General features: G+C 70.7%; 19 protein-coding genes. 8 read left to right on the top strand and 11 right to left on the bottom strand.

What is annotated here, in order from left to right; translation table 11 throughout:
- Positions 1-8: 8 nt before the first annotated feature.
- Positions 9-998 carry a dTDP-glucose 4,6-dehydratase gene (gene rfbB, locus ABD987_RS34620; RefSeq protein WP_345404082.1) on the bottom strand — a complete coding sequence of 330 codons (990 nt, stop codon included), beginning with the start codon at positions 996-998 and terminating at the stop codon, positions 9-11.
- 162 nt (positions 999-1,160) lie between these two features.
- Here rfbB and ABD987_RS34615 point away from each other — a divergent pair, with 162 nt between their 5' ends.
- Both ABD987_RS34615 and ABD987_RS34610 read left to right on the top strand, forming a co-directional pair.
- Positions 1,161-2,714: an LCP family protein gene (locus ABD987_RS34615; RefSeq protein ID WP_345404079.1), complete on the top strand. Its 1,554-nt coding sequence runs from the start codon at positions 1,161-1,163 to the stop codon at positions 2,712-2,714.
- A 78-nt stretch (positions 2,715-2,792) separates the two neighbouring features.
- Positions 2,793-4,088 carry an LCP family protein gene (locus ABD987_RS34610; protein ID WP_345404076.1) on the top strand — a complete coding sequence of 432 codons (1,296 nt, stop codon included), beginning with the start codon at positions 2,793-2,795 and terminating at the stop codon, positions 4,086-4,088.
- Here ABD987_RS34610 and ABD987_RS34605 read toward each other — a convergent pair.
- On the bottom strand, positions 4,085-4,912 hold the full coding sequence (locus ABD987_RS34605; RefSeq protein WP_345404073.1) for an NAD(P)H-binding protein: 828 nt from the start codon (positions 4,910-4,912) through the stop codon (positions 4,085-4,087). The two genes, ABD987_RS34610 and ABD987_RS34605, sit on opposite strands and share 4 nt — an antisense overlap.
- Positions 4,913-4,998: 86 nt before the next feature.
- On the opposite strand from ABD987_RS34605, the gene ABD987_RS34600 reads away from it, so the two are divergent.
- A complete protein-coding gene (locus tag ABD987_RS34600) occupies positions 4,999-5,700 on the top strand; it encodes a TIGR03089 family protein (protein ID WP_345404071.1) in 702 nt (233 codons plus the stop codon).
- A gap of 83 nt (positions 5,701-5,783) precedes the next feature.
- On the opposite strand, the gene ABD987_RS34595 is transcribed toward ABD987_RS34600, so the two are convergent.
- Positions 5,784-6,227 carry a DoxX family protein gene (locus tag ABD987_RS34595; protein ID WP_345404069.1) on the bottom strand — a complete coding sequence of 148 codons (444 nt, stop codon included), beginning with the start codon at positions 6,225-6,227 and terminating at the stop codon, positions 5,784-5,786.
- Between the two features lie 283 nt (positions 6,228-6,510).
- Between ABD987_RS34595 and ABD987_RS34590 the strand changes: the two genes are divergently transcribed.
- Positions 6,511-8,472: a GTP-binding protein gene (locus tag ABD987_RS34590; RefSeq protein WP_345404066.1), complete on the top strand. Its 1,962-nt coding sequence runs from the start codon at positions 6,511-6,513 to the stop codon at positions 8,470-8,472.
- Between the two features lie 65 nt (positions 8,473-8,537).
- Here the strand turns inward: ABD987_RS34590 and ABD987_RS34585 are convergent, their stop codons facing one another.
- Both ABD987_RS34585 and ABD987_RS34580 read right to left on the bottom strand, forming a co-directional pair.
- Entirely contained in the window at positions 8,538-8,759 is a 222-nt protein-coding gene (locus ABD987_RS34585; protein WP_345404063.1) for a hypothetical protein, read from the bottom strand.
- Between the two features lie 136 nt (positions 8,760-8,895).
- Positions 8,896-9,735: a class I SAM-dependent methyltransferase gene (locus tag ABD987_RS34580; protein WP_345404060.1), complete on the bottom strand. Its 840-nt coding sequence runs from the start codon at positions 9,733-9,735 to the stop codon at positions 8,896-8,898.
- A 105-nt stretch (positions 9,736-9,840) separates the two neighbouring features.
- On the opposite strand from ABD987_RS34580, the gene ABD987_RS34575 reads away from it, so the two are divergent.
- Both ABD987_RS34575 and ABD987_RS34570 read left to right on the top strand, forming a co-directional pair.
- The gene (locus ABD987_RS34575; RefSeq protein ID WP_345404057.1) at positions 9,841-10,443 is read left to right on the top strand and encodes a ClpP family protease; all 603 of its coding nucleotides are present in this window, start codon (positions 9,841-9,843) and stop codon (positions 10,441-10,443) included.
- A 72-nt stretch (positions 10,444-10,515) separates the two neighbouring features.
- The gene (locus ABD987_RS34570; RefSeq protein WP_345404054.1) at positions 10,516-10,887 is read left to right on the top strand and encodes a hypothetical protein; all 372 of its coding nucleotides are present in this window, start codon (positions 10,516-10,518) and stop codon (positions 10,885-10,887) included.
- Between the two features lie 275 nt (positions 10,888-11,162).
- Here the strand turns inward: ABD987_RS34570 and ABD987_RS34565 are convergent, their stop codons facing one another.
- Positions 11,163-12,335 (bottom strand): acyl-CoA dehydrogenase family protein, encoded by a 1,173-nt coding sequence (locus tag ABD987_RS34565; RefSeq protein WP_345404051.1) that lies wholly within the window; start codon positions 12,333-12,335, stop codon positions 11,163-11,165.
- 90 nt (positions 12,336-12,425) lie between these two features.
- Between ABD987_RS34565 and ABD987_RS34560 the strand changes: the two genes are divergently transcribed.
- On the top strand, positions 12,426-14,087 hold the full coding sequence (locus ABD987_RS34560) for a class I adenylate-forming enzyme family protein (RefSeq protein WP_345404048.1): 1,662 nt from the start codon (positions 12,426-12,428) through the stop codon (positions 14,085-14,087).
- Between the two features lie 102 nt (positions 14,088-14,189).
- On the opposite strand, the gene purE is transcribed toward ABD987_RS34560, so the two are convergent.
- The 5 genes from purE to ABD987_RS34535 form a co-directional block, all read right to left on the bottom strand.
- Positions 14,190-14,690: a 5-(carboxyamino)imidazole ribonucleotide mutase gene (gene purE, locus ABD987_RS34555; protein WP_345404045.1), complete on the bottom strand. Its 501-nt coding sequence runs from the start codon at positions 14,688-14,690 to the stop codon at positions 14,190-14,192.
- Between the two features lie 13 nt (positions 14,691-14,703).
- Positions 14,704-15,888: a 5-(carboxyamino)imidazole ribonucleotide synthase gene (locus tag ABD987_RS34550; RefSeq protein ID WP_345404039.1), complete on the bottom strand. Its 1,185-nt coding sequence runs from the start codon at positions 15,886-15,888 to the stop codon at positions 14,704-14,706.
- Positions 15,889-15,938: 50 nt separating this feature from the next.
- Positions 15,939-17,135 (bottom strand): glycosyltransferase 87 family protein, encoded by a 1,197-nt coding sequence (locus ABD987_RS34545; RefSeq protein ID WP_345404036.1) that lies wholly within the window; start codon positions 17,133-17,135, stop codon positions 15,939-15,941.
- Complete coding sequence (locus tag ABD987_RS34540) at positions 17,113-18,462, bottom strand: glycosyltransferase 87 family protein (protein WP_345404033.1); 1,350 nt, start codon at positions 18,460-18,462, stop codon at positions 17,113-17,115. The genes ABD987_RS34545 and ABD987_RS34540 overlap by 23 nt, the downstream gene beginning before the upstream one ends.
- 256 nt (positions 18,463-18,718) lie before the next feature.
- Positions 18,719-19,594 (bottom strand): GGDEF domain-containing protein, encoded by an 876-nt coding sequence (locus tag ABD987_RS34535; protein WP_345404030.1) that lies wholly within the window; start codon positions 19,592-19,594, stop codon positions 18,719-18,721.
- Positions 19,595-19,860: 266 nt separating this feature from the next.
- Here ABD987_RS34535 and ABD987_RS34530 point away from each other — a divergent pair.
- On the top strand, positions 19,861-21,053 hold a 1,193-nt coding region (locus tag ABD987_RS34530; protein WP_345404027.1), incomplete at its 3' end, for a sigma-70 family RNA polymerase sigma factor.

Genomic DNA, 21,053 nt, shown 5'->3' with positions numbered 1-21,053 from the left:
CCGTCCCCTTAGTTCGCCAGCGCGGCGCGGCTCTTCAACGGCTCCCACCACGCCCTGTTGTCCGCGTACCAGCGCACCGTATCAGCGAGACCGTCCTCGAAGGACATTCGCGGCGCGTAGCCCAGCTCGGTGGCGATCTTGGTGATGTCGACGGAGTACCGGCGGTCGTGCCCCTTGCGGTCCTCGACCGGCTCGACGCTGTCCCAGTCCGCGCCCAGCGCGGTCAGCAGCCGCCCGGTCAGTTCGCGGTTGGTCAGCTCCGTGCCGCCGCCGATGTTGTAGATCTCCCCCGCGCGCCCGCCGTCGGCGACCAGCTGGATCCCGTGACAGTGATCGTCCACGTGCAGCCAGTCACGCACGTTCAGCCCGTCGCCGTAGAGCGGCACCTTCCGCCCGTCGAGCAGGTTCGTGACGAACAGCGGGATGACCTTCTCCGGGAACTGGTACGGACCGTAGTTGTTGGAACACCGGGTGACGCACACCGGAAGCCCGTGCGTGCGGGAGAACGCGCGCGCCATCAGATCCGACGACGCCTTGGACGCCGAATACGGCGAATTCGGCTCCAGCACGTGCTCTTCCGACCACGATCCCTCGGCGATCGAGCCGTACACCTCGTCGGTCGACACGTGCACGAACTTCCCGGCGCCCGCCTCGGAAGCCGCCTGCAGCAAGGTCTGCGTGCCGAGCACGTTGGTCAGCACGAAGTCCGCGGCGCCGAGGATCGAACGGTCCACATGGGACTCGGCGGCGAAGTGCACCACCAGGTCGACCCCGCGCATCAGCCTCGACACCAGTGCCGCGTCGCAGATGTCGCCGGTCACGAACCGCAGCCGGGGATCACCCGCGACCGGCGCCAGGTTCGCCTTGTTTCCCGCGTAGGTGAGCTTGTCCAGCACGACGACCTCGGCGTCGGCCAGGCTGGGGTAGGCGCCGCCGAGCACCTGACGCACGTAGTGCGAACCGATGAAACCCGCTCCACCGGTCACGAGAACCCGCATCTTTTCTCCGCCCTTCGCCATACCCAGCCGCACGATCGGGAATCAGTGTGTCACGACTAGGGCAACCTTCACCCAGCCTACGGACGTCTAACACCAGGATCAGTAGAGTCGCGGTAGTGGCACCGGGTGTGCCCTGGGGGAATGAATCGGGGAGGAAAGCGCGTGACGGACTGGCCTGCGCCGCCCGTGCCGGTGCGTCGCGGACACGGCGTCCTGGTGTTCGCCCGCCGTGGCGGCAAGGTTCTCCTCAGCCTGCTTTCCGTCGTGGTACTGGGGCTGACCTGGTACGGCTGGCAGTACATCGGCGACCCGAACGAAGGGCTGTCCACCAGCGCGGTGTTCGAGGACCAGTCGGCGCACGCGAAGCCGCTGGACGGCGCCATCGACATCCTCCTGGTCGGCATGGACAGCCGCACCGACAACCACGGCGACCCGCTGCCCCGTGAGGTGCTCGACATGCTGCACGCCGGGAACTCCGACGGCGAGCGCCAGACCGACACGATGATCCTCGTGCATATCCCGCAGGACGGGAGGCGCGCGGTGGCGATCTCCTTCCCTCGTGACTCGCTCGTGGAGATCACCGGCGGTTACGGGAAGCACAAGCTCAACAGCGCGTATGTGTACGCCTACAACGACACTTCGCAGACCCTGCAGCAGCAGGGCAACGGCGACCTCAAGGACGTCGACGAGAAGTCCAAGGTCGCCGGGCGCAAGAACCTGATCGCCACGATCGAAAAGCTCATCGGCAAACCCGGCATGATCGACCGCTACGCCGAGGTGAACCTGGCCAGCTTCTTCGAGGTCACCAAGGCCATCGGCGGCATCGACGTCTGCCTCAACAACGCGGTCAAGGAAGTCAAGTCCGGGATCGACCTGCCCGCCGGGCGCCAGACGATCGAGGGCGTGCAGGCGCTGGCCTTCGTCCGGCAGCGGTACGACCTGCCGAACTACGACCTCGACCGCATCGCACGGCAGCAGGCGTTCCTGTCCGGGCTGGCGAACAAGGTGCTCTCGGGCAAGACGCTGATGAACCCCGCGAAGCTCGGCGACCTCGTCGAGGCGATCAAGAAGTCGGTCGTGCTCTCCTCGGGCTGGAACCTGATGGAGTTCGCCGAGCAGATGCGCGGGCTCACCGGCGGCAAGATCGAGTTCCACACCATCCCGACCCAGGGCAACGCGGTGATCGGCGGCGCCGACGTGCTGCGTACCGACCCGGAGCAGGTGCAGGCCGAGGTGTCGCGCCTGACCTCCGACGGCGGCGCCGACGCCAAGCCCACCCCGTCGCCGGGTCCGACGGTGCCCGGCGCGAACGCGGTGACCGTCGAGCTGTTCGACGGTTCCGGCTCGGCCGGTGCCGGCCCCCAGACGCACACCCTGTTGCAGAACAAGGGTTTCCAGCTCGCGAACGACACCAAGCTGAGCGCGCGGGCCAGCACCGTGATCCGCTACAACCCCGCCGACGACACCGGGCTCGCCCTGGTACGCCAGGCACTGGGCACCGCCGTCCAGGCCGAGCCCGACGCCGACGTCAAAACCGGGCACGTCCGCGTCCTGCTCGGCCGCGACTTCACCGGCGCCGCCGCGCCGGGCGGGGCGAGCGCCACCACGTCGCCGGCCAAGCCGCCGAGCAGCAAGCCGTCGCCGCCCCCGTCCGCCTCCCCGCCGCCCAGCTCCCAGGCCCCGATCACCGCGGGCGGGGTGCCCTGCATCAACTAATCCCCGATACTCAGCGTGGCCGCGGCCGGGACGCCTTAGGCTGGACGGCACAGCGAACAGCGCGGGGAGGTGGCACGGGTGGACGACGGTGACGACAAGGCGGACGAGCAACCACGTCCGGAGGACAAAAAGGACACCGAGGCCGCCGAGGAGACCTCACCGGACACGGACAGTGACTGGAAGCCGACGCCCTTCCCCCGCGCCGAGCCGGTCCCCGAATCCTCGATCGAGCCGGTCGTCGCCCCGGCCCGGCGGGGCCGGGCGGCCAGGCTGACCCGGCGGATCGCGCTCGGCCTGGTGTCCCTGCTCGCGCTCGGCGCCACCGCCTACGGCTACGCCACGATGGGCCGCCTGCAGCGGAACGTCCCCACGACCGACGCGCTGAGCAAGGCCGAGGACCCCGCGGCACCACCCGCGGACGACGGCGCGACGGACATCCTGCTCGTCGGCAGCGACGCGCGGACCGACGCGCAGGGCAACCCGCTCCCGTTGCGCGTGCTCCAGGAACTACGCACCGAGGCGGCGTCCGGCAGCGTCAACACCGACACGATCATGATCGTGCGTATCCCGAAGAACGGCGGGAAGGCGACCGGGATCTCCATCCCGCGCGACACCTGGGTCGACATTCCGGGACGGGGCAAGGGAAAAATCAACTCCGCGTACGGCGTCGCGAAGACCCGCTTCGCGGCGGACGAGCGGGCACGGGGCGAGCGCGACCAGGCCAAGATCGAGCGCGACTCCGACACCGAGGGCCGCCGCGTACTGGTCCAGACCGTCCAGGACCTGACCCAGCTGCGCGTCGATCACTACGCCGAGGTCAACCTCCTCGGCTTCTATCTGCTGACCGAGGCGCTCGGCGGGGTCAAGGTGTGCCTCAACCACGCGACCGAGGACAAGGACTCCGGCGCGAACTTCCGGCGCGGCGTGCAGACGGTTTCCGGCGGGGAAGCGCTGTCGTTCGTGCGCCAGCGGAAGAACCTGCCCCGCGGCGACCTCGACCGGATCGTGCGGCAGCAGGCGTTCCTGAGCTCGGCGCTGCACCAGGTGCTCTCCGCCGGCACGCTGGCCAACCCGGCCACCATGAGCGGGCTGGTCGACGCGGCGCACCGGGCGATCGTCCTGGACAACGGCCTCGACCTGCTGGAATTCGTCCAGCAGGTCAAGGGAATCGCCTCCGGCGACCTGAACTTCACCACGATCCCGGTGATCACCTCGAACGGGCGGAGCGAGGACGGCCAGAGCATCGTCGCGATCGACGTGGCGGCCGTGCGGAAGTTCGTCGTCGACCTGGTGGGCCACGGCGCCGCGCCGCCCGCCGGTGGTGGCGGCGCGGCGGGCGCGGCCGCCGGTGATGACGTGCGCTGCGTGGATTAGCTGAACCGGGCCCGGTTGTCCCACGCCCAGGTCGCGAAGGTGCGGGGCGCGGTGCCGGTGACCTCCTCGACCGTGTTCGTGACCGGCGACGGCTCGTCGAGCGCGTTCGCCCACGACCGGAGGATCGCGTCCACCGCCCCGTCGGGCAGGCCCTGGTGGGCCATCCGCTCGCGCGCCTCGTCCGCGGACAGCTCGACGAGCTTAACCGCCCGGTCGAGGACGTCGGCGATAATCGTTGCCTGCTCACGGAAACTGAGCGGCTCCGGCCCGGTGAGCGCCAGCGAGGCGCCCCGGTACCCGCCGGTGGTCAGCGCCCGCACCGCGACGGCGGCGATGTCGGCCTCGTGGATGGCGCCGACCCGCGCGTCCGGGTAGGGCGTGCGGACCACGCCGTCGGCGATCTCGGCCGCCCAGCCGAGCGTGTTGCTCGCGAAGTGGCCGGGATGCAGCACGGTGTGCGCGAGCCCGGACGCGGCCAGCACCTGTTCGACCGCGCGGTGCAGGACCGCGATCCGGTTCTCCGAGTTCGGCTCCAGCGTCGCAGAGGAGGACAGCTGGACGACGTGCTCCACGCCGGCGCGCCGCGCGGCGTCGACGAACTTCTCGATGCCCTGCGGGCGCGTGTAGAGGAAGACGGCACGGACGCCGTCGAGCGCGCGCACGTCCGGGTTTTCGAGGTCGAAGCTCACGGTCTCGACGCCGCCGGGCACGTCGAGCGTGCTCGCGTCGCGGCTCGCGGCACGTACCTTCTCGCCCGCGTCCAGCAGCTGGGCCAGCACCTGCCCGCCGACGTGACCGCGTGCTCCGGTGACAAGGATGGTCATCTCAACCCCCGTAGTTTTGATTTGCAAGCAAAACTACTTTGGGGTGTGCACACTGTCAACCAAGCGCGTGGCCATAGCCTGTGCTCATGAGTCTCACCGAACAGCTGCTGCGCCCGCTGCTGGCGTCCCCGGCGAAACCGCTGATCACGCACTACGACGACACGCTGGGCAGCCGGGTCGAACTGTCCGTCGCGACCACCGTGAACTGGGCGGCCAAGACGGCGAACTGGCTGGTCGAGGAGTTCGACGTGGAGCCGGGCGACGCCGTCGCGGTGCGGCTGCCCGCGCACTGGCAGACCGTGGGCGTACTGCTCGGGGCCTGGTGGTGCGGGGCACGCGTGGTCACCGGGACCGAGGGGGCGCGCGTGGCGTTCGTGACGCCCGACGGGACTTCCGGCGCGGAGGACACCGCGGTCGTGTCGCTGGACCCGATGGGTCGCGGGCTGACCGAGCCGCCATCGGACGGGGCGTTCGACTACCTCGGCGAGGCCCGGATGGCAGGCGACCAGTTCAGCCCGCTGTTCCCCGTTCCCGGCGAAACGGCGGCACTCGAAGAGTCCACAGTGGATTCTGTGCTGGCCGAATCCCGTTCGCGGGCCGCGAAGATCGGCCTGTCCGCGAACGACCGCGTGCTGTCCACTGTGGAGTGGACGGGTCCGGACGGGATCCTCGGCGGCCTCCTGGTCCCGCTCGCCGCCGGCGCCCACCTGGTCCAGGTGAGCAACGCCGACCCGGCCAAGCTCGCCGACCGCCGCGCCGCCGAGCGCACCACCGCCGACCTGGGCTGAAACGCCGAAGGTCCGTGGGGGCCTCCCCGAGGGACTCCAGCTCCCTCAAGGAGGCCCCCACGGACCTCGCGACCCGCGCCGGGTCAGGCGGTCAGGAGTGCGTCGCCCGAGGCGGCCTGCCGGTTCTCCCGCTTGCGCCAGAAGAGCGCGTGATCCAGCGAGATCCGGCCGGGGTTGAAGCCGAGCGCGAGCCCGGCGACGGCGAGGACGAGCACGAGTTCGTAGCCGCCCTGCCCGGTGAGGCCGTTGTCGATGTGCACCGAGAGCAGCGCGCCGATCGACACGACGACGTAGCCGAGTCCGACGAGCGGTGTCAGGAAGCCGACGATGAAGGCGATCGAGCCGAGGATCTCGACGGCGATGGCGAAGATCGCCGCCACGGTCGGCATCGGCATGCCGACCTTCTCCATGAAGCCCGCCGTCCCGGCGATCCCGTTGTCCCACTTCTGCAGGCCATGGGCGAGGAAGACCACCGCGATCCCGATCCTGCCCAGCAGCAGGGTGACGTCCTTGACGCGTGCGAACATGCGGTTCTCCAGCTCCACGATTAGGTGAAAGTTCAACTGACCCGACCCACGGTAGGGCAGCGAACGCCCCGAACGGGACTCCGGCGAGTCATCGACAGGAAACCGACAGGAACCAGACAGTAACTCGCTGTCGGCCGCGATCGCTTGCCGATACCGTGGTACGCACACAGTCCCGACCCCGATGCGAGGAGAACCCCGATGCGCCGACAGACCGTCGTTCACCCCGGACCCGGCCTGTTCACCGCATGGCTGTTCACCACCTCACCGAGGACCTCGCACCGTCATGAAAACCCTGAACATCGGAATTCTCGCGCATGTCGACGCCGGTAAGACCAGCCTGACCGAGCGCCTGCTCTTCGAAGCGGGCGCCATCGGTCACCTCGGCAGCGTCGACGGCGGTGACACCCAGACCGACTCGCTCGACCTCGAACGCCGTCGCGGGATCACCATCAAGTCCGCGGTGGTCGCGTTCACCGCGGGCGATCGGCGGATCACGATCGTCGACACCCCCGGGCACGCGGACTTCATCGCCGAGGTCGAGCGCGCCCTGCGCGTGCTCGACGGCGCCGTCCTGGTCGTCTCGGCCGTCGAGGGCGTCCAAGCCCAGACCCGGGTACTGATGCGCACCCTCGTCCGCCTCGGCATCCCGGTGCTGATCTTCGCGAACAAGATCGACCGGATGGGCGCGGACGACGCCGGTCTGCTGCGAGCCATCCGGGAAAAGCTCTCGCCGCGGGTCATCGCGCTGAGTTCGGTCACCGGACTCGGCTCGCCCGCCGCCGCGAGCACACCCCGCACGCTCGACGACCCGGCGTTCGCCGAAGAACTCGGCGAGTTGCTCGCCGACGGCGACGACGCGTTTCTTGAGTCCTTTGTGGATGACGGAATTCGGCTCGGTGAAGCGGATTTTCGCGCCGAACTCGTCCGGCAGACCCAGCGCGGCCAGGTCCACCCCGTCCTCTTCGGCTCGGCGATCACCGGCGACGGCGTCGCCGAGCTGGTCACCGGCATCCGCGACCTGTTCCCCGCCACCGAGGGCACCGGCGAGGGGCCGTTGCGGGCGACGGTGTTCAAGATCGAGCGAGGACGCGCCGGGGAGAAGATCGCCTACGCGAGGCTCCGCTCCGGCTCACTCGCCCCGCGACAGAATATTTCCTTATACCGCAGGGAAAGCAGCGGGAACGTCGTCGAGCTGAGCGGCCGGGTTGCGGCCGTCCAGGTGATCGGCGAGGACGCCCCGGCCGCGGTTTCCGGGGACATCGCCCGGATCCGCGGGCTGCGGGAGGTCCGCATCGGCGACCAGCTCGGCACCGCCGAGGCGTTGCCGGAGCGCGGGTTCTTCGCCCCGCCGAGCCTGGAAACGGTCGTGATCCCGGAGCGCCCCGAACAGGCCTCGGCGCTCTACACGGCGCTGGAACGGCTCGCCGAGGCGGACCCGTTCATCGGCACCCGGCGGCATCCCGACACCGGCGAGATCTCGGTGCGGCTCTACGGCGAGGTACAGAAGGAGATCGTCAAGTCGACACTGGCCGAGGAGTTCGACATCGCCGTGTCGTTCGCCGAAACCCGCACCCTCTTCGTCGAACGGCTCGTAGGCCACGGCGACGCCGTGCAGGAGATGGATCCCGGCGAACGGGTGTACTTCTGGGCCACGGTCGGGATCCACGTCGAACCCGCCCCGCCAGGGACCGGGACCACGTTCGGCCTTTCGGTCGAACTCGGTTCGCTGCCGCTGGCGTTTCACAAGGCGATCGAGGAAACGGTCGTACAGACCCTCCAGCAGGGCCTGCACGGGTGGGAGGTGATCGACTGCGCCGTCACGCTGACGCGGACGGCGTACTTCAGCCCGGTCAGCGCCGCGGGCGACTTCCGCAAGATGACGCCGCTGGTACTGATGGAGGCGGTGAAACAGGCGGGCACCCGGGTGTTCGAGCCGGTCAACCGGTTCGAGCTGGAGATCCCGGCGCACTGCCTCAGCGCCGTTCTGCTGAAACTAGCTGAACTGCGCGCGATCCCCGGCGAACCGGACGCCGGACCGGCCTCGTGCACCGTGCGCGGCAGCATCCCGGCGAGCGCTGTGGCCGAGTTCGAACGCGCGCTTCCCGGTCTCGCGCAGGGGGAAGGCGTGTTCCTCAGCGAGTTCGAGGCGTACCGCCCCTACCCCGGCTCCCCGCCGTCACGCCGCCGGATCGGCGCGAATCCCTTGAACCGCAAGGAATATCTCCTGCGCACGCTGCGCAGGTAGCGAGCGCGGGCTGGTCACCGCCCGAGCGGTGACCAGCCTGTGCGTTCGCGCCCTGCGGAACCGCCTCAGCCCATGCCGGGGCTGCCCTTGCCGCCCTCACCCATACCGGGGTCACCCTTACCGCCCTCGCCCATGCCCGGGTCACCCGCGCCCGCGAGGTGCACCGCACCGGACGGGCTGTCCACCTGGTGCGCCGACACGGCCGAAGCGACCGAGGAAGCGGCGACGAGTCCAAGCGCGGCCAGGCCGGCCACCGCGAACGACCGGACCACTCGGGTCTTCTTCATTTCTCCTCCATCACGTGCTGGATGCCGAGAACGTTTCTCCCACACCACAACGGACGGACGACCCTCCGCGGCGGAAAAGGCTTCCCAACCTGACCCGAAAGTACCTTCCTGGCGGTCGATCGGAACTTTCCCGCGGCTACCCCTTGACCGCCTTCAGGGCGTAGAGCAGGGGAACGCGCGGTTCGGAGTCCGGCAGCCGCCACCAGCCGTCTTCGGCAGGGACCATGCGTTCCCACCGGGGCCACGGCAACAATTCGGTCTCCCGCAGCGAGGTGACCGAGAGCCCGGCCCCGCTGAGCGCGGTGACCAGCTCGCCCAGACCGTGGACCCACTCGTACGCCGTCGTCGCTTCCCGGAGTTCGGGCCCGTCGGTGTACGTACGTGTCGCGTCGCGCTCGATGGCGCCCCGTCCTTCCAGGTAATCGTGCCGCAGCAACAGATCCTGTGCGTTCTCCGGGCCGGGCGTCGGCCCGAGCGCGGTGAACAGGGGGTGGAACTCGACGAGGTACAGGAATCCGCCGGGGCGCAGGAGATCGGCCACCACGGAGGCCCAGCGCGGCAGATCGGGCAGGTAGCACACCGCGCCCTTCCCGGTGTAGACCACGTCGAAACGGTTCGCGCCCAGCGCGGCGACCGCGTCGTACACATTGGACCGCACGTACCCGACGTCGAGCCCCGCCGCGTCCGCGATCCCCTTGGCCGCGTCGACCGCCTCGGCCGAGAAGTCGAGCCCGGTGGTCCGGGCGCCCTTGCGGGCGAAGGCGAGTGTTTCGGTGCCGAGGTGACACTGCAGGTGGACGAGATCGCGGCCGCCGAGCTCGCCGAGGTCGGCCCATTCGAACGGGGCGAACCAGAACTCGGGAGCCCGGCCCTCGGCCAAGCCGTAGAACCGGCTCGCCAGGTGGATCGGCGTGCGCTCGTTCCAGTTCGCTTCGTTCGCCGCCATCTTCTCGTTGGTCGCGCTGTCGAAGTCCATCAGGCTTCTTACCACGTAACGCCCTCAGCGAACGAGGTCGTCACCGGCCACCGCGTCCGCTTATCGTCGGAAGCGGAAGATCACCGACCGAGAGCAGGCTGGAAGATGACGTCGACCCTGGCACCCGAGATGTCCACCCCGACCGCGGGCCTGACGCTGGACGACTCGGTCTACGAGCAACTGCTGCGCGACCGCGTCGTCTTCCTCGGCTCGGAGGTCACCGACGAGGTGGCCAACCGGATCGTCGCGCAGCTCCTGCTGCTCGCCGCCGACGCTCCGGGGAAGGACATCCGGTTCTACATCAACTCGCCGGGCGGTTCGGTGTCCGCGGGCATGGCCATCTACGACACGATGCGGCTGATCCAGCCCGACGTGTCGACCTGGGGGCTCGGCTTCGTCGCCTCCATGGGCCAGTTCCTGCTGTCCTCGGGCACGCCGGGCAAGCGGTACCTGTTGCCCAACACCAGGATCGTGATGCACCAGCCGTCCGCGGGCATCGGCGGGGCGGCCACCGACATCGCGATCCAGGCCGAGGTGTTCGGCAAGATGAAGCACCGCATCGCGGAGATCACCGCGCGGCAGACCGGGCAGACGGTGGAGCGCATCACTGCGGACGCCGACCGCGACCGGTGGTTCGACGCCGAGGAGGCGCTGGCGTACGGCTTCGTGGACCACATCGTCACGACCGAACGGTCCAGCGCGGCCTGATCCCGGCTTCCGTTGCGGCACAAAGGATTCGAACACCGTAACGGCGGGAAGATCGTTTTCGACCGCTGGGGCATGAACCTGTTCCACGCCGCACTCATGGTCCTGCCGCTGGCGGCACTGTCCGCGACCGTCGTGTCCGCCCCGGCGCGGGTCCCGGCGCCGCCGGCACCGATGGTGACGGTGACCGTCCGCGCGCGCGGGGCGCGCCGGGTCACCTTCACCGACCCGGCCGCGCCCGGCGGTGTGCGGCACGAAGAACTGCCCGGCCACGGCCCGAAGTCGTTCCAGGTCAAGGTTCCGCTCGGCACGAACGTCACCGTGGCCCTCGCGGACATCGACGGCGAGTCGGTCACCGAGTGCAGCATCGGCGACGAAACCACGGGCCTGGTGTACGTGCGGGGGACGGATTCCTGTGCCTGGGTGACGGGTCAGCTCGTGCGGTGATTCACCCGGTCACCCACCCACCTAGCGGTTATGCGCATCGGCCGATGTCACTTAGCGTCGAACGCGCGGGGTGCTCACGGAAGGAGCGAACATGCACGGGTGCTGCTCGAAGTGCACGGGCCAGGGCTGCGGCTGCTGCGGCAACTGCAACTAGGCCACGTCCTCGGCGAACGTAACGGACCCACACACGCCAACCGGCTGTTCCCTCCGCGCCGTTTTCGACGGGGCGGACAGAACAGCCGGTTGCGATCTTCCGGAGCGGAAACGCCCGGTTTTCAGCCCCGGAGCAGGGCGCGGGCTATGACGACCTGCTGGATCTGGTTGGTGCCTTCGTAGATCTGGGTGATCTTCGCGTCGCGCATCATGCGCTCGACCGGGAAGTCCCGCGTGTAGCCCGCGCCGCCGAACAGCTGCACGGCGTCGGTGGTGACCTCCATGGCGACGTCCGAGGCGTACTTCTTGGCCGCGGAGGCGGTGAAGCCCGCGCGCTTGTCGCCGCGCTCCGAGGCGGCGGCCGAGGCGTAGACCAGGTTCCGGGCGGCTTCGATCTTCATGCCCATGTCGGCCAGCATGAACTGGACGCCCTGGAACTCCGCGATCGTCCTGCCGAACTGCTTGCGGTCCTTGACGTAGGCGACCGCGGCGTCCAGCGCGCCCTGGGCGATGCCGAGCGCCTGCGCGCCGATGGTGGGACGCGTGTGGTCGAGGGTGCGCAGCGCGGTCTTCAGGCCGGTGCCGGGCTCGCCGATGATCCGGTTCTCCGGGATCGTGCAGTTCTCGAAGTAGATCTCGCGGGTCGGCGAACCCTTGATGCCGAGCTTCTTCTCCTTCGGGCCCACCGAGAAGCCCGGGTCGTCCTTGTGGACCACGAAAGCCGAGATGCCGTTGGCCTTCTTCTCGGCCTCCGGGTCGGTCACCGCCATCACGGTGTACCAGGAGGATTCACCCGCATTGGTGATCCAGCACTTCGTGCCGTTGAGCACCCAGTGGTCGCCGTCGAGCCGGGCACGCGTCCGCATGGACGCGGTGTCCGAGCCCGCCTCGCGCTCCGACAGCGCGTAGGAGGCCGACGCCTCGCCGGACGCGATCGAGGGCAGGACGAGCTGCTTCAGCTCCTCCGACGCGGACAGGATGATCGGCTGCGTGCCCAGCTTGTTCACCGCCGGGATCAGCGACGCCGAGGCGTCGACGCGCGCGACCTCCTCGATGACGATGCAGGCGCCGATGGCGTCCGCGCCCTGGCCGTCGTAGGCCTCGCCGATGTGCACGGCGTTGAAACCCGACTTGACCAGCGCGTTGTGCGCCTCGATCGGGTAACGCTCCTGCTCGTCGACCTCGGCCGCGTACGGCGCGATCTCCTTCTCCGCGAGCGCGCGGACGGCGTCCCGCAGCTCCTCGTGTTCTTCGGCGAGCTGGTAGAGCCCGGGGCCGTCAGACACCGTCGTCACCTCTTCCGCAGGTAGGGATTCACCGATGTTAGCGCTCGTTCACATGATGCGTCCTTGTGGGCTTGGCCGCATCCTTCCTATGGTCGGGTGATGCCGATCACCGCTCCGCCGCCCGGCCTCCCCCGTTCGCTCGACTATCCCGACGTCCCGGTCGGGTCGATCCTCGCCGCGGCCTCTCGCCGCTACGGGGCCCGCACCGCGTTCGCGCACGGCGAGCACGCGCTGAGCTTCACCGAGGTCTACCAGGCCGCGTGCCGGTTCGCGAACGCGCTGACCGACCACGGGATCGGCCGGGGCGACACGGTCGCGCTGCATCTGCCGAACTGCCCGGCCTACCCCGTCGCGTACTACGGGACGCTGCTCTCGGGCGCCACGTTCAGTCCGGCGAACCCGCTGCTCCCGCCGGACGACCTGGCCTTCCAGCTCACCGACTGCGGGGCCGCCGTGGTCGTGACCTACGGCCCGCTCTCGGGCGGCCTCGCCACGGTCGCCGACCGGATCCCGGCCCGGCTCACCGTCGTCGTCTCCCCCGAGGGCGAGATCCAGGCAGGCCAGGCGGAGTTCGCGGCCTTCCACGCCGACCGCCCGGACACCCGCCCGCACGTGGCCATCGACGTCCGGGCCGACCTCGCGCACCTGTCCTACACCGGCGGCACCACCGGGCGCTCCAAGGGCGTCCAGCTGCCGCATCGCAACGTGGTGACGAACACGCTGCAGTACGTCTGCTGGCAGAGCGGGGCACGGCCCCGCCTCGACGAGCACGGCGACGTCACCGTGGAGCAGATCGGCGGCGCCGACGAATGGCCGACCCGGCACGGCGAGGGCGTCGTCGTCAACGTGACCCCGTGGTTCCACGCGATGGGCACGATCAGCGCGCTCAACGCGACCGTGCTCACCGGGACGACGGTCGTGCTGCACGACCGTTTCGACCCCGTCCGGTATCTCGCCGACGCCGAGCGCCTGCGGGTCACCTCGATCGGCGGCGCGCCCGCGTTGTTCGCCGCGCTGATGGCCTGCCCGGAGTTCGCGACCGCGGACCTGTCCTCGGTCCGCGGCCTCGGTTCCGGCGCCGCGCCGATGAGCCACGAGATGATCAACGCGTTGCGGGCCCGCTTCCCCGACGCCGTCATCGCCGAGGGCTACGGGATGACCGAGGTGACGATGGCGGCGACGACCGCCCCGACCTACCGCTCGGGCACCCGCAAGGTCGGCTCGGTGGGCCTGCCCATCCCCGACACCGAGATCAAGATCGTCGCCACCGAGGGCGGCGAGGAACCGCTCCCCACGGGCGAACAGGGCGAGATCTGTGTCCGGGGGCCGCAGGTGATGACCGGCTACCGCAACCGTCCGGAGGAGACCGCGGCCGCGCTCGTCGACGGCTGGCTGCACACCGGCGACGTCGGCGTGCTCGACGAGGACGGCTACCTGTCCATTGTGGACCGCAAGAAGGACATGCTGCTGTACAAGGGCTACAACGTCTTCCCCCGCGAACTCGAGGAGCTGCTGGCCGCGCATCCCGGGGTGGTCGCGGCCGCGGTGGTCGGCCGTCCGCGCGACGACGTCGGCGAGCTACCGGTGGCCTTCGTGGTGAAGGCGCCCGGCGACGACCTCGAAGCCGGGGCGCTGCTCGACGCGGTGAACGCGCGGGTGCTGCCCTACAAGCGGCTGCGCGAGCTGTACTTCGTGGACGAGATCCCGGTGTCGGCGGCGGGCAAGGTACTCAAACGCAAGCTGCGCGAGCAGCTGCCTTGAGGCCCCTGGTCGCGTTCGGCGTCGCGAACGCTCCGTCGGGGACGTTGAACGTCCCGTACGCGTCGTTCGGGGCACGCCGGCACCCATGTCGCGACCGCAGGTTCAGGAACGACCGGCCTTGGCGCGCAGGGCGGCGTCCTTGTCCAGCACCAGCTTTTCGAGGTCGGCCTGGAACGCCGCCATCTTCGCCCGCAGCGTCTCGTCCGAGGCGGCGAGGATCCGCACCGCGAGCAGCCCGGCGTTGCGCGCGCCGCCCACCGACACCGTCGCGACCGGGACACCGGCGGGCATCTGCACGATCGACAGCAGCGAGTCCATGCCGTCCAGGTACTTCAGCGGCACCGGGACGCCGATCACCGGCAGCACGGTGGCCGAGGCGACCATGCCCGGCAGGTGCGCCGCGCCACCGGCGCCGGCGATGATCACCCGCAGCCCCCGCGACGCCGCCGACGTCGCGTAGTCCAGCATGCGCTGCGGCGTGCGGTGTGCCGAGTAGACACCGACCTCGTACTCGACGCCGAACTCGTCGAGCGCGGCCCCGGCGGCCTCCAGCACCGGCCAGTCCGAGTCGCTGCCCATGATCACGCCCACCTGCGGCGCCATAATCCCTACCCTCTCAGTGGATCTCGTGGCCGTCGAGCCAGACGGCGTGGGACAGCCAGTGCGCGGCGAGCAGCGCCTGATCGCGCAGCGCCTCCATGTCCTCGCCCAGCATGTTGACGTGCCCGAGCTTGCGCCCCGGCCGCTCTTCCTTGCCGTAGAGGTGCACCTTGACGTCGGGGAATCGCGCGAACAGGTGATGCAGCCGCTCGTCCGGGCTCATCTCGGGGGCGACCTCGGCGCCGAGCACGTTGGCCATCACGCACGCGGGCGCGAGCAGGTCGGTACGGCCGAGCGGGTAGTCGAGCACGGCCCGCAGGTGCTGCTCGAACTGCGAGGTCCGCGCGCCGTCCATGGTCCAGTGCCCGGAGTTGTGCGGGCGCATCGCCAGCTCGTTGACCAGCAGCCCGTCCTCGGTCTCGAACAGCTCGACCGCGAGCAGCCCGGTGACCTTCAGCGTCGCGGCGATGCGCAGCGCGAGATCCTGCGCCTCCTGCGTCCGCGCGGCGCTGAGCCCCGGCGCCGGGGCCAGCACCTCGGTGTTGATCCCGGCCGACTGCACGGTCTCCACCACCGGATAGGCCGCGCCCTGACCGAACGGCGAACGCGCGACCAGCGCGGACAGCTCGCGCCGCATGGCCACCTTCTCCTCGACCAGCAGCGGTGTCCCGGCCGCGAGCAGCTCGGGGACGAGCTCGCGGGCCTGCTGCGCGGTGTCGAGCATCCAGACACCCTTGCCGTCGTACCCGCCGCGCGCGGCCTTGAGCACGACCGGCCACGCGTGCGCCGCGCCGAACGCCACCACGTCGTCCACAGTGGACACTTCGGCGAAGGCGGGGCCGGGGACGTCGAGCCCGGCCATCAGCTCCCGCATCACCAGCTTGTTCTGCGCGACGCCGAGCGCGTCCGGCGCCGGGCGCAGGACGAATCCCTCCATCGCCAGCGTCAGCAGGTGCTCGCCGGGCACGTGCTCGTGGTCGAACGTCAGCACGTCGACGTCCTTCGCGAACGCGCGCAGCGCGTCGAGGTCGGTGTGATGCCCCTGCACGACCTCGCCCGCGACGAGCCCGGCGGACTCGTTCTCGCCCGCGGCGAGCACGCGAAGGGACTGGCCGAGGGAGATCGCCGCCTGGTGGGTCATCCGGGCGAGCTGCCCGCCGCCCACCATGCCGACAACGGGAAGACCGGTGCGTTTGTCCATAGCGCGACCAGCCTAACCGGACTGTGTTCCCGCGCCCTCGGCGGTCGAAACTAGGCCCGCGCGACCCGCGCCGGCCCGCGACGCGTGAGCCGCAGCTCACGGACCGCGAGGCCGAGGATCCCGGCGGCGGCCGCCAGCACGTAGATGTTGCCCAGCACGGCCGTGCCCAGCCCCCAGCGGAACTCGATGTCGCCGCCGTTGGGCACCACCATCACGATCTGGGCGGCGAACAGCGCGAACACCGCGCCCGCGGCGATCCGCCTGCCCTTCACCAGCAGCAGCACGATCAGCGGGACCGCCCACACCCAGTGGTGCGACCAGGAAACCGGCGAGAACAGCAGCCCGTAGAACGCCGTGACCAGCAGCGCCGCCACGCTCTCGCCGCGCCGGTGGAGCCGCACCACGAGCCAGACCGCGGGCACGGCGAGCACGGCCGCGATCGCGACGGCCACGGCCAGCGACCACGGCGCCAGCTGCGAGGCCCGGTTGACCATGCCGTTGAGCGACTGGTTGAAGATCCAGTGCACCGAGCCGACCCGGCTCGGATCGGTGGCCGAATCCCGCCAGAAGCGCGCGGCGTCGACCGGGATGACAGCGAACATCACCGCCTCCAGTGCCACGAACGTGCCCAGCGCGCGCAGCCCGTCCTTCCACCGGCCGGTGAAGAACAGGTGCGGGACGAAGATCAGCGGGGTGAGCTTGACCGCCGCCGCCACACCCACCAGCACTCCCGCCCAGCGTGACCCGCGTGCCGAAAGGACCAGCACGTCGAGCACCACGAGCGCCATCAGTATGAGGTTGATCTGGCCGAGGAACAGCGTCTTCCACACCGGTTCCAGCACCAGAGCGGAGGCGGTTCCCACCGGCAGCGCCCACGCCAGCCGTGACCGCTCCGATGGCGACAGCACCACCGCGATCACCACGGTAAGGCCGGCCACCGACAAAAACCCGATCACGCCCCACAGCAGCCCGGTCGGCACGAGCGCCAGCGGCAGGAACAGCAGCGCCGCCGCCGGGGTGTAGGTGAAGGGCAGCCGCACCCAGTCCGGCAGCGCGGTCAGGACGTCACGCGTGTAGATCGGCTCGCCCTTGAGCAGGGCCACCGCGCCCGCCCGGTAGACCGCGCTGTCCGCGCCGAGGTGCCAGTGCGCGAGCCAGGCGACGACGCCGAGGGCGAGCATCGCGACCGCGATCGCACCGGCGAGGACCCAGCCGGTGCGCGCGTCAGCCGGACGTGGCTTCGGCATGGGCGTCCGCGGCGGCCTTCGTGCGGGCCCGGCGTTGCAGCCACCAGCGCAGCGCGAGCGCGGCGGCCAGCGCCAGCGGCATCAGGATGTACGCGCTGCCGAGGATGTTCTGCCACACCGTCCAGTGCAGCTCGACGTTGCGGCCGTTGGGCAGGATCAGCAGCACGCAGCTGACGAACACGAACCCCGCCAGGAACGTCCCGAGCCAGCGCTTCCACGCCGTGGCCGGGGTGGTCTTCGGCAGGCGCGAGACCAGCAGGACGATCAGCGGCGCGACCCAGACCCAGTGGTGGGTCCAGGAGACCGGCGAGATCAGCAGGATCCAGAACGCGGTGACCAGCAGCGAGGCGAGCGTCTGGCCCTTGCGATGGAAGCGCACGACCAGCCACAGCGCCGGGATCAGGAGCACGAACCCGATCCCCAGCGCGACGTTCGACGCCCACGGGGCGAGGTCGGAGATCCGGTTCATCACCGCGCTGAGCGACTGGTTGCCCGCCCAGTGCACCGGGCCGATGCGCCCGGTGTCGGGCAGCGTCTGCGTCCAGTACTTGGCCGCGTCGTGCGGGTTGACGAGGAACATCAGGCCCTGCAGGAGCACGAACGTCAGACCGCCACGCACCGCGTCCTTGCGGCGGCCGGTGATGAACAGGTAGCCGAGGAACACGATCGGCGTCAGCTTGATCGCGGACGCGACGCCGACCAGCACCCCGCCCCACCGGCTGCCGCGCGCGCCGATGACCAGCACGTCCAGCATGACCATCGCCATCAGGACGATGTTGATCTGGCCGAGGAAGATCGTCCGCCACACCGGTTCGAGGCCGAGGAAGACCAGGGTGAACACGATCGTCGAGCGGGCGGGCGAGGCCCACCAGCGCGGGCCGTCCTCGGCCGGGCGGGGCAGCGCGCCGATCGCGATCCGCACGCACAGCGCCAGGCACAGGATCGAGACGACGGTCAGCAGGCCCCACGCGATCTGGGTGGAGAACATCGCGAGCGGGACGAACAGCAACGCCCCCGTCGGCGGGTAGGTGAACGGCAGCAGCGCCCACGCGGGCTCGGTGGGGAGCGTGTTGGCGTCGTAGAGCGAATCCCCGTGCAGCAGCTGAAGCGCCCCGGCCCGGTAGACGGCACTGTCCACGCCGAGGTGCCAGTCGTGCGTCGACCCCCAGATGGCGTACGCCATCGCCGCCAGCGGGACCACCGCGAGGAGCAGGATCGACCGCGGGCGCACGGACAGGCGCGCGAGTGAGCGCCGCAGGGCCAGCCGGGGCTGAGGAGCCTTCGCCGGAACTTCGCCGTCAGCGGCGGAGGATACGGTGCTGGTCACCTCACCAGGAAATCATGAGTGCGATTTCCCGGGGCGGGAAGGGTACCGCCGGGAGCGGGTTTCCGCATCGCCGCTCGTTAGTTCCGCTAAACAACGTTAGCAACGGTCCCTCGCTCCCCCACGCGCGAATCTCCCGAATGCGACGTACCCGGCGCGAACGGCGGAAACGGCCCGCAGGGGCCGCCCCGAGGAACCCTCTGCTTCCCTCGGGGCAGGCCCCTGCGGACTCCTTTCGTCCATCCCGGGCCGGGCCAAGTCAGGCCCGGGACAGACCGGCCAGTACGTCACAGGCGAGTTCGTGGGTCGCGGGCAGCCGGACCACGCTGATCCGCGGCTGACCGCTTTCGGCGAGCTGCGCGTCCACCGAGAGCCGTTCGTGCACGGCCCGCCGCAGCGCGACCGCGCGCGAGGCGAGCCCGTCGTCACGCGGCACCAGCGCCGCCACGACCGACGGCCCCAGTGACGCGACGCTCTCGCCGCCGTCGAACACGGTCCGCAGCGCGTCGGCGGCGAGGATCATGCCGGTCAGCCGCGGCCAGCCGTCCACCACGCTGAAGTCCAGTCCGACCACGAGCAGCACGTGCTCGTCGGACACCGAACGCCGTTCGCGGTCCGCGCTGCGGTACACCTCGGCGAGCCGCGTCCGCAGGTAGGCGGCGGTCGGCAGGCCGGTCAGCGGATCGGTGACCTCGGTGTGCACGAGCTGGTCGGTGGCGACGTCCGCCCAGGCCAGCGCGGTCAGGCGGAGCAGACGCGCGGGTGTGGCGTCCACGTCCGGTGCGACGAAACCGTCCACCGCGTCGGGGTCGGTGAGCACGGCGTGCAACGCGGCGAGGTCGGTCAGCGTCTCGGCCAGCCCGGCACCGGCGGCCGCGCGGGCCCGGCCGAGCCCGGCCAGCGCGCGTTCCGCCGTTTCGCTGCTCACCGTGGGCGTCCCCGGTTTCACCACCGCCGCACACACCGCGTCGACCTCGGGCAGGCCCCAGTCGCTGGGGAACCGCCAGCCCGAAGCCAGGCTCGCGGTCCGCCACCGCGCACGCAACGCGCGCAGGGTCCGATCCCGGTCGAACCGGTTCCGCGCCTCCCGCGAGTCCGTCACTCCGGACAGCGCCCCGGTCACCGGCAGATCCACGGGCCACCGCTCCTCTCGTCCGGTTCGGCGCGATCTTGTCGCGCTCCGGGGAGGGGACGCACGAGCCGGGCGCTCGTGACGGCGTTCTGCCGGGTTTTGTTGACCATCGTTCACCAGGACCCGGGTAATCAGATTGCGCTCTCCGGGTCAACACACCGACCGCGAGGTGACGCGTGTCGCAGCTTCCGTCACACTTATGCCGCGCACGAGTCAAGGTAGATACGGGCTGCCCGCAGGCGGCCACCGCTACCCGGAGAAGGAGTCCCGTGGCCATCGTTCCCGCCGAGCTCAGCGGTAAGAGTGACGCCGAGCTGATCGCCGAGGTGCGCGCCGGCCAGATCGCTTCCTACGGGGCACTGTACGAGCGGCACACCGCCGCGGCGCACAACCTCGCCCGCCAGCTCGCCCGGTCCAGCTCCGAGGCCGACGACCTCGTCTCCGAGGCGTTCGCCAAGGTGCTCGACACGCTGCGCGCGGGCAAGGGACCCGACACCGCGTTCCGTGCCTACCTGCTGACCGCGCTGCGGCACACCGCCTACGACAAGACCCGCAAGGACAAGCGCGTCGACCTCAACGAGGACATGAGCGACGTCGGCGGCGCGGCCCGCGAAGCGCTCACGGTGCCGTTCTCCGACACCGCCGTCGCCGGGCTCGAACGCACCATGGCCGCCAAGGCGTTCGCGCGGCTGCCCGAACGCTGGCAGGCCGTGCTCTGGCACACCGAGATCGAGCAGCAGAGCCCCGCCGAGGTCGCCCCGCTGCTGGGCCTGACCGCGAACGGTGTCTCCGCGCTCGCCTACCGCGCCCGTGAGGGCCTCCGCCAGGCCTACCTCCAGGTCCACCTGCAGGAGAACGCCGCCGAGCGCTGCCGCGCCACCGCCGACCGGCTCGGCGCGTGGACCCGCGACGGGCTGTCCAAACGCGAACGCAACCAGGTCGAAAATCACCTGGACGAGTGTGAGGAGTGCCGCGCGCTCGCCGCCGAGCTCGCCGACATCAACGGCGGTCTGCGCGCGATCATCGCCCCGATCGTGCTCGGCGGTGCCGCGCTCGGCTACCTGGCCACCATCGGCGCGGCCAAGGCGAGCGCGGACACCGCCGCGGCGGCCGGAGCCGCTGCCGCCGGTGCGGCCGCGGGCGGTGCCAAGGCCGGTGGCGCGGCGGGTGCCGCCGCGGGCGGGCCCCGTCAGTTCGCCGGGGTCGCCGCGTCCGGGACGGCCATCGCCGCGGCCGTCGTGCTCGCGCTCGTCGCGGGCGGCGGTACCCAGGAAATCCCGGCGGCCGCCCAGGTCCCGGCGCCGGTGGCGCCCCAGCCCGCGCAGCCGAACCAGCCGCCCGCGCCACCGCAGCCCCCCGCGCCCCAGCAATCTCCGCCGCAGCAGCAGCCGCCCCCACCGCCCCCGCCGCCGCAGGCGCCCCCCCCGGCGGCCGCCGCGCCGCCCGCGGTGCCGCCGCAGGC

It is taken from the genome of Amycolatopsis samaneae (genome assembly GCF_039541975.1).
In the GTDB taxonomy this organism is placed as follows: Bacteria; Actinomycetota; Actinomycetes; order Mycobacteriales; family Pseudonocardiaceae; genus Amycolatopsis; species Amycolatopsis samaneae.
The sequence above is the reverse complement of the archived record's forward strand: the minus strand, read 5'-3'. Positions and strand labels throughout refer to the sequence as shown.

Bases quoted from the DNA above. Each gene is read 5' to 3' on its own strand.
- rfbB (WP_345404082.1), bottom strand. From the start codon at position 998: ATGCGGGTTCTCGTGACCGGTGGAGCGGGTTTCATCGGTTCGCACTAC.
- ABD987_RS34605 (WP_345404073.1), bottom strand. From the start codon at position 4,912: ATGACCATCCTTGTCACCGGAGCACGCGGTCACGTCGGCGGGCAGGTG.
- ABD987_RS34600 (WP_345404071.1), top strand. From the start codon at position 4,999: ATGAGTCTCACCGAACAGCTGCTGCGCCCGCTGCTGGCGTCCCCGGCG.
- ABD987_RS34595 (WP_345404069.1), bottom strand. From the start codon at position 6,227: ATGTTCGCACGCGTCAAGGACGTCACCCTGCTGCTGGGCAGGATCGGG.
- ABD987_RS34590 (WP_345404066.1), top strand. From the start codon at position 6,511: ATGAAAACCCTGAACATCGGAATTCTCGCGCATGTCGACGCCGGTAAG.
- ABD987_RS34585 (WP_345404063.1), bottom strand. From the start codon at position 8,759: ATGAAGAAGACCCGAGTGGTCCGGTCGTTCGCGGTGGCCGGCCTGGCC.
- ABD987_RS34580 (WP_345404060.1), bottom strand. From the start codon at position 9,735: ATGGACTTCGACAGCGCGACCAACGAGAAGATGGCGGCGAACGAAGCG.
- ABD987_RS34575 (WP_345404057.1), top strand. From the start codon at position 9,841: ATGACGTCGACCCTGGCACCCGAGATGTCCACCCCGACCGCGGGCCTG.
- ABD987_RS34570 (WP_345404054.1), top strand. From the start codon at position 10,516: ATGAACCTGTTCCACGCCGCACTCATGGTCCTGCCGCTGGCGGCACTG.
- ABD987_RS34560 (WP_345404048.1), top strand. From the start codon at position 12,426: ATGCCGATCACCGCTCCGCCGCCCGGCCTCCCCCGTTCGCTCGACTAT.
- purE (WP_345404045.1), bottom strand. From the start codon at position 14,690: ATGGCGCCGCAGGTGGGCGTGATCATGGGCAGCGACTCGGACTGGCCG.
- ABD987_RS34550 (WP_345404039.1), bottom strand. From the start codon at position 15,888: ATGGACAAACGCACCGGTCTTCCCGTTGTCGGCATGGTGGGCGGCGGG.
- ABD987_RS34545 (WP_345404036.1), bottom strand. From the start codon at position 17,135: ATGCCGAAGCCACGTCCGGCTGACGCGCGCACCGGCTGGGTCCTCGCC.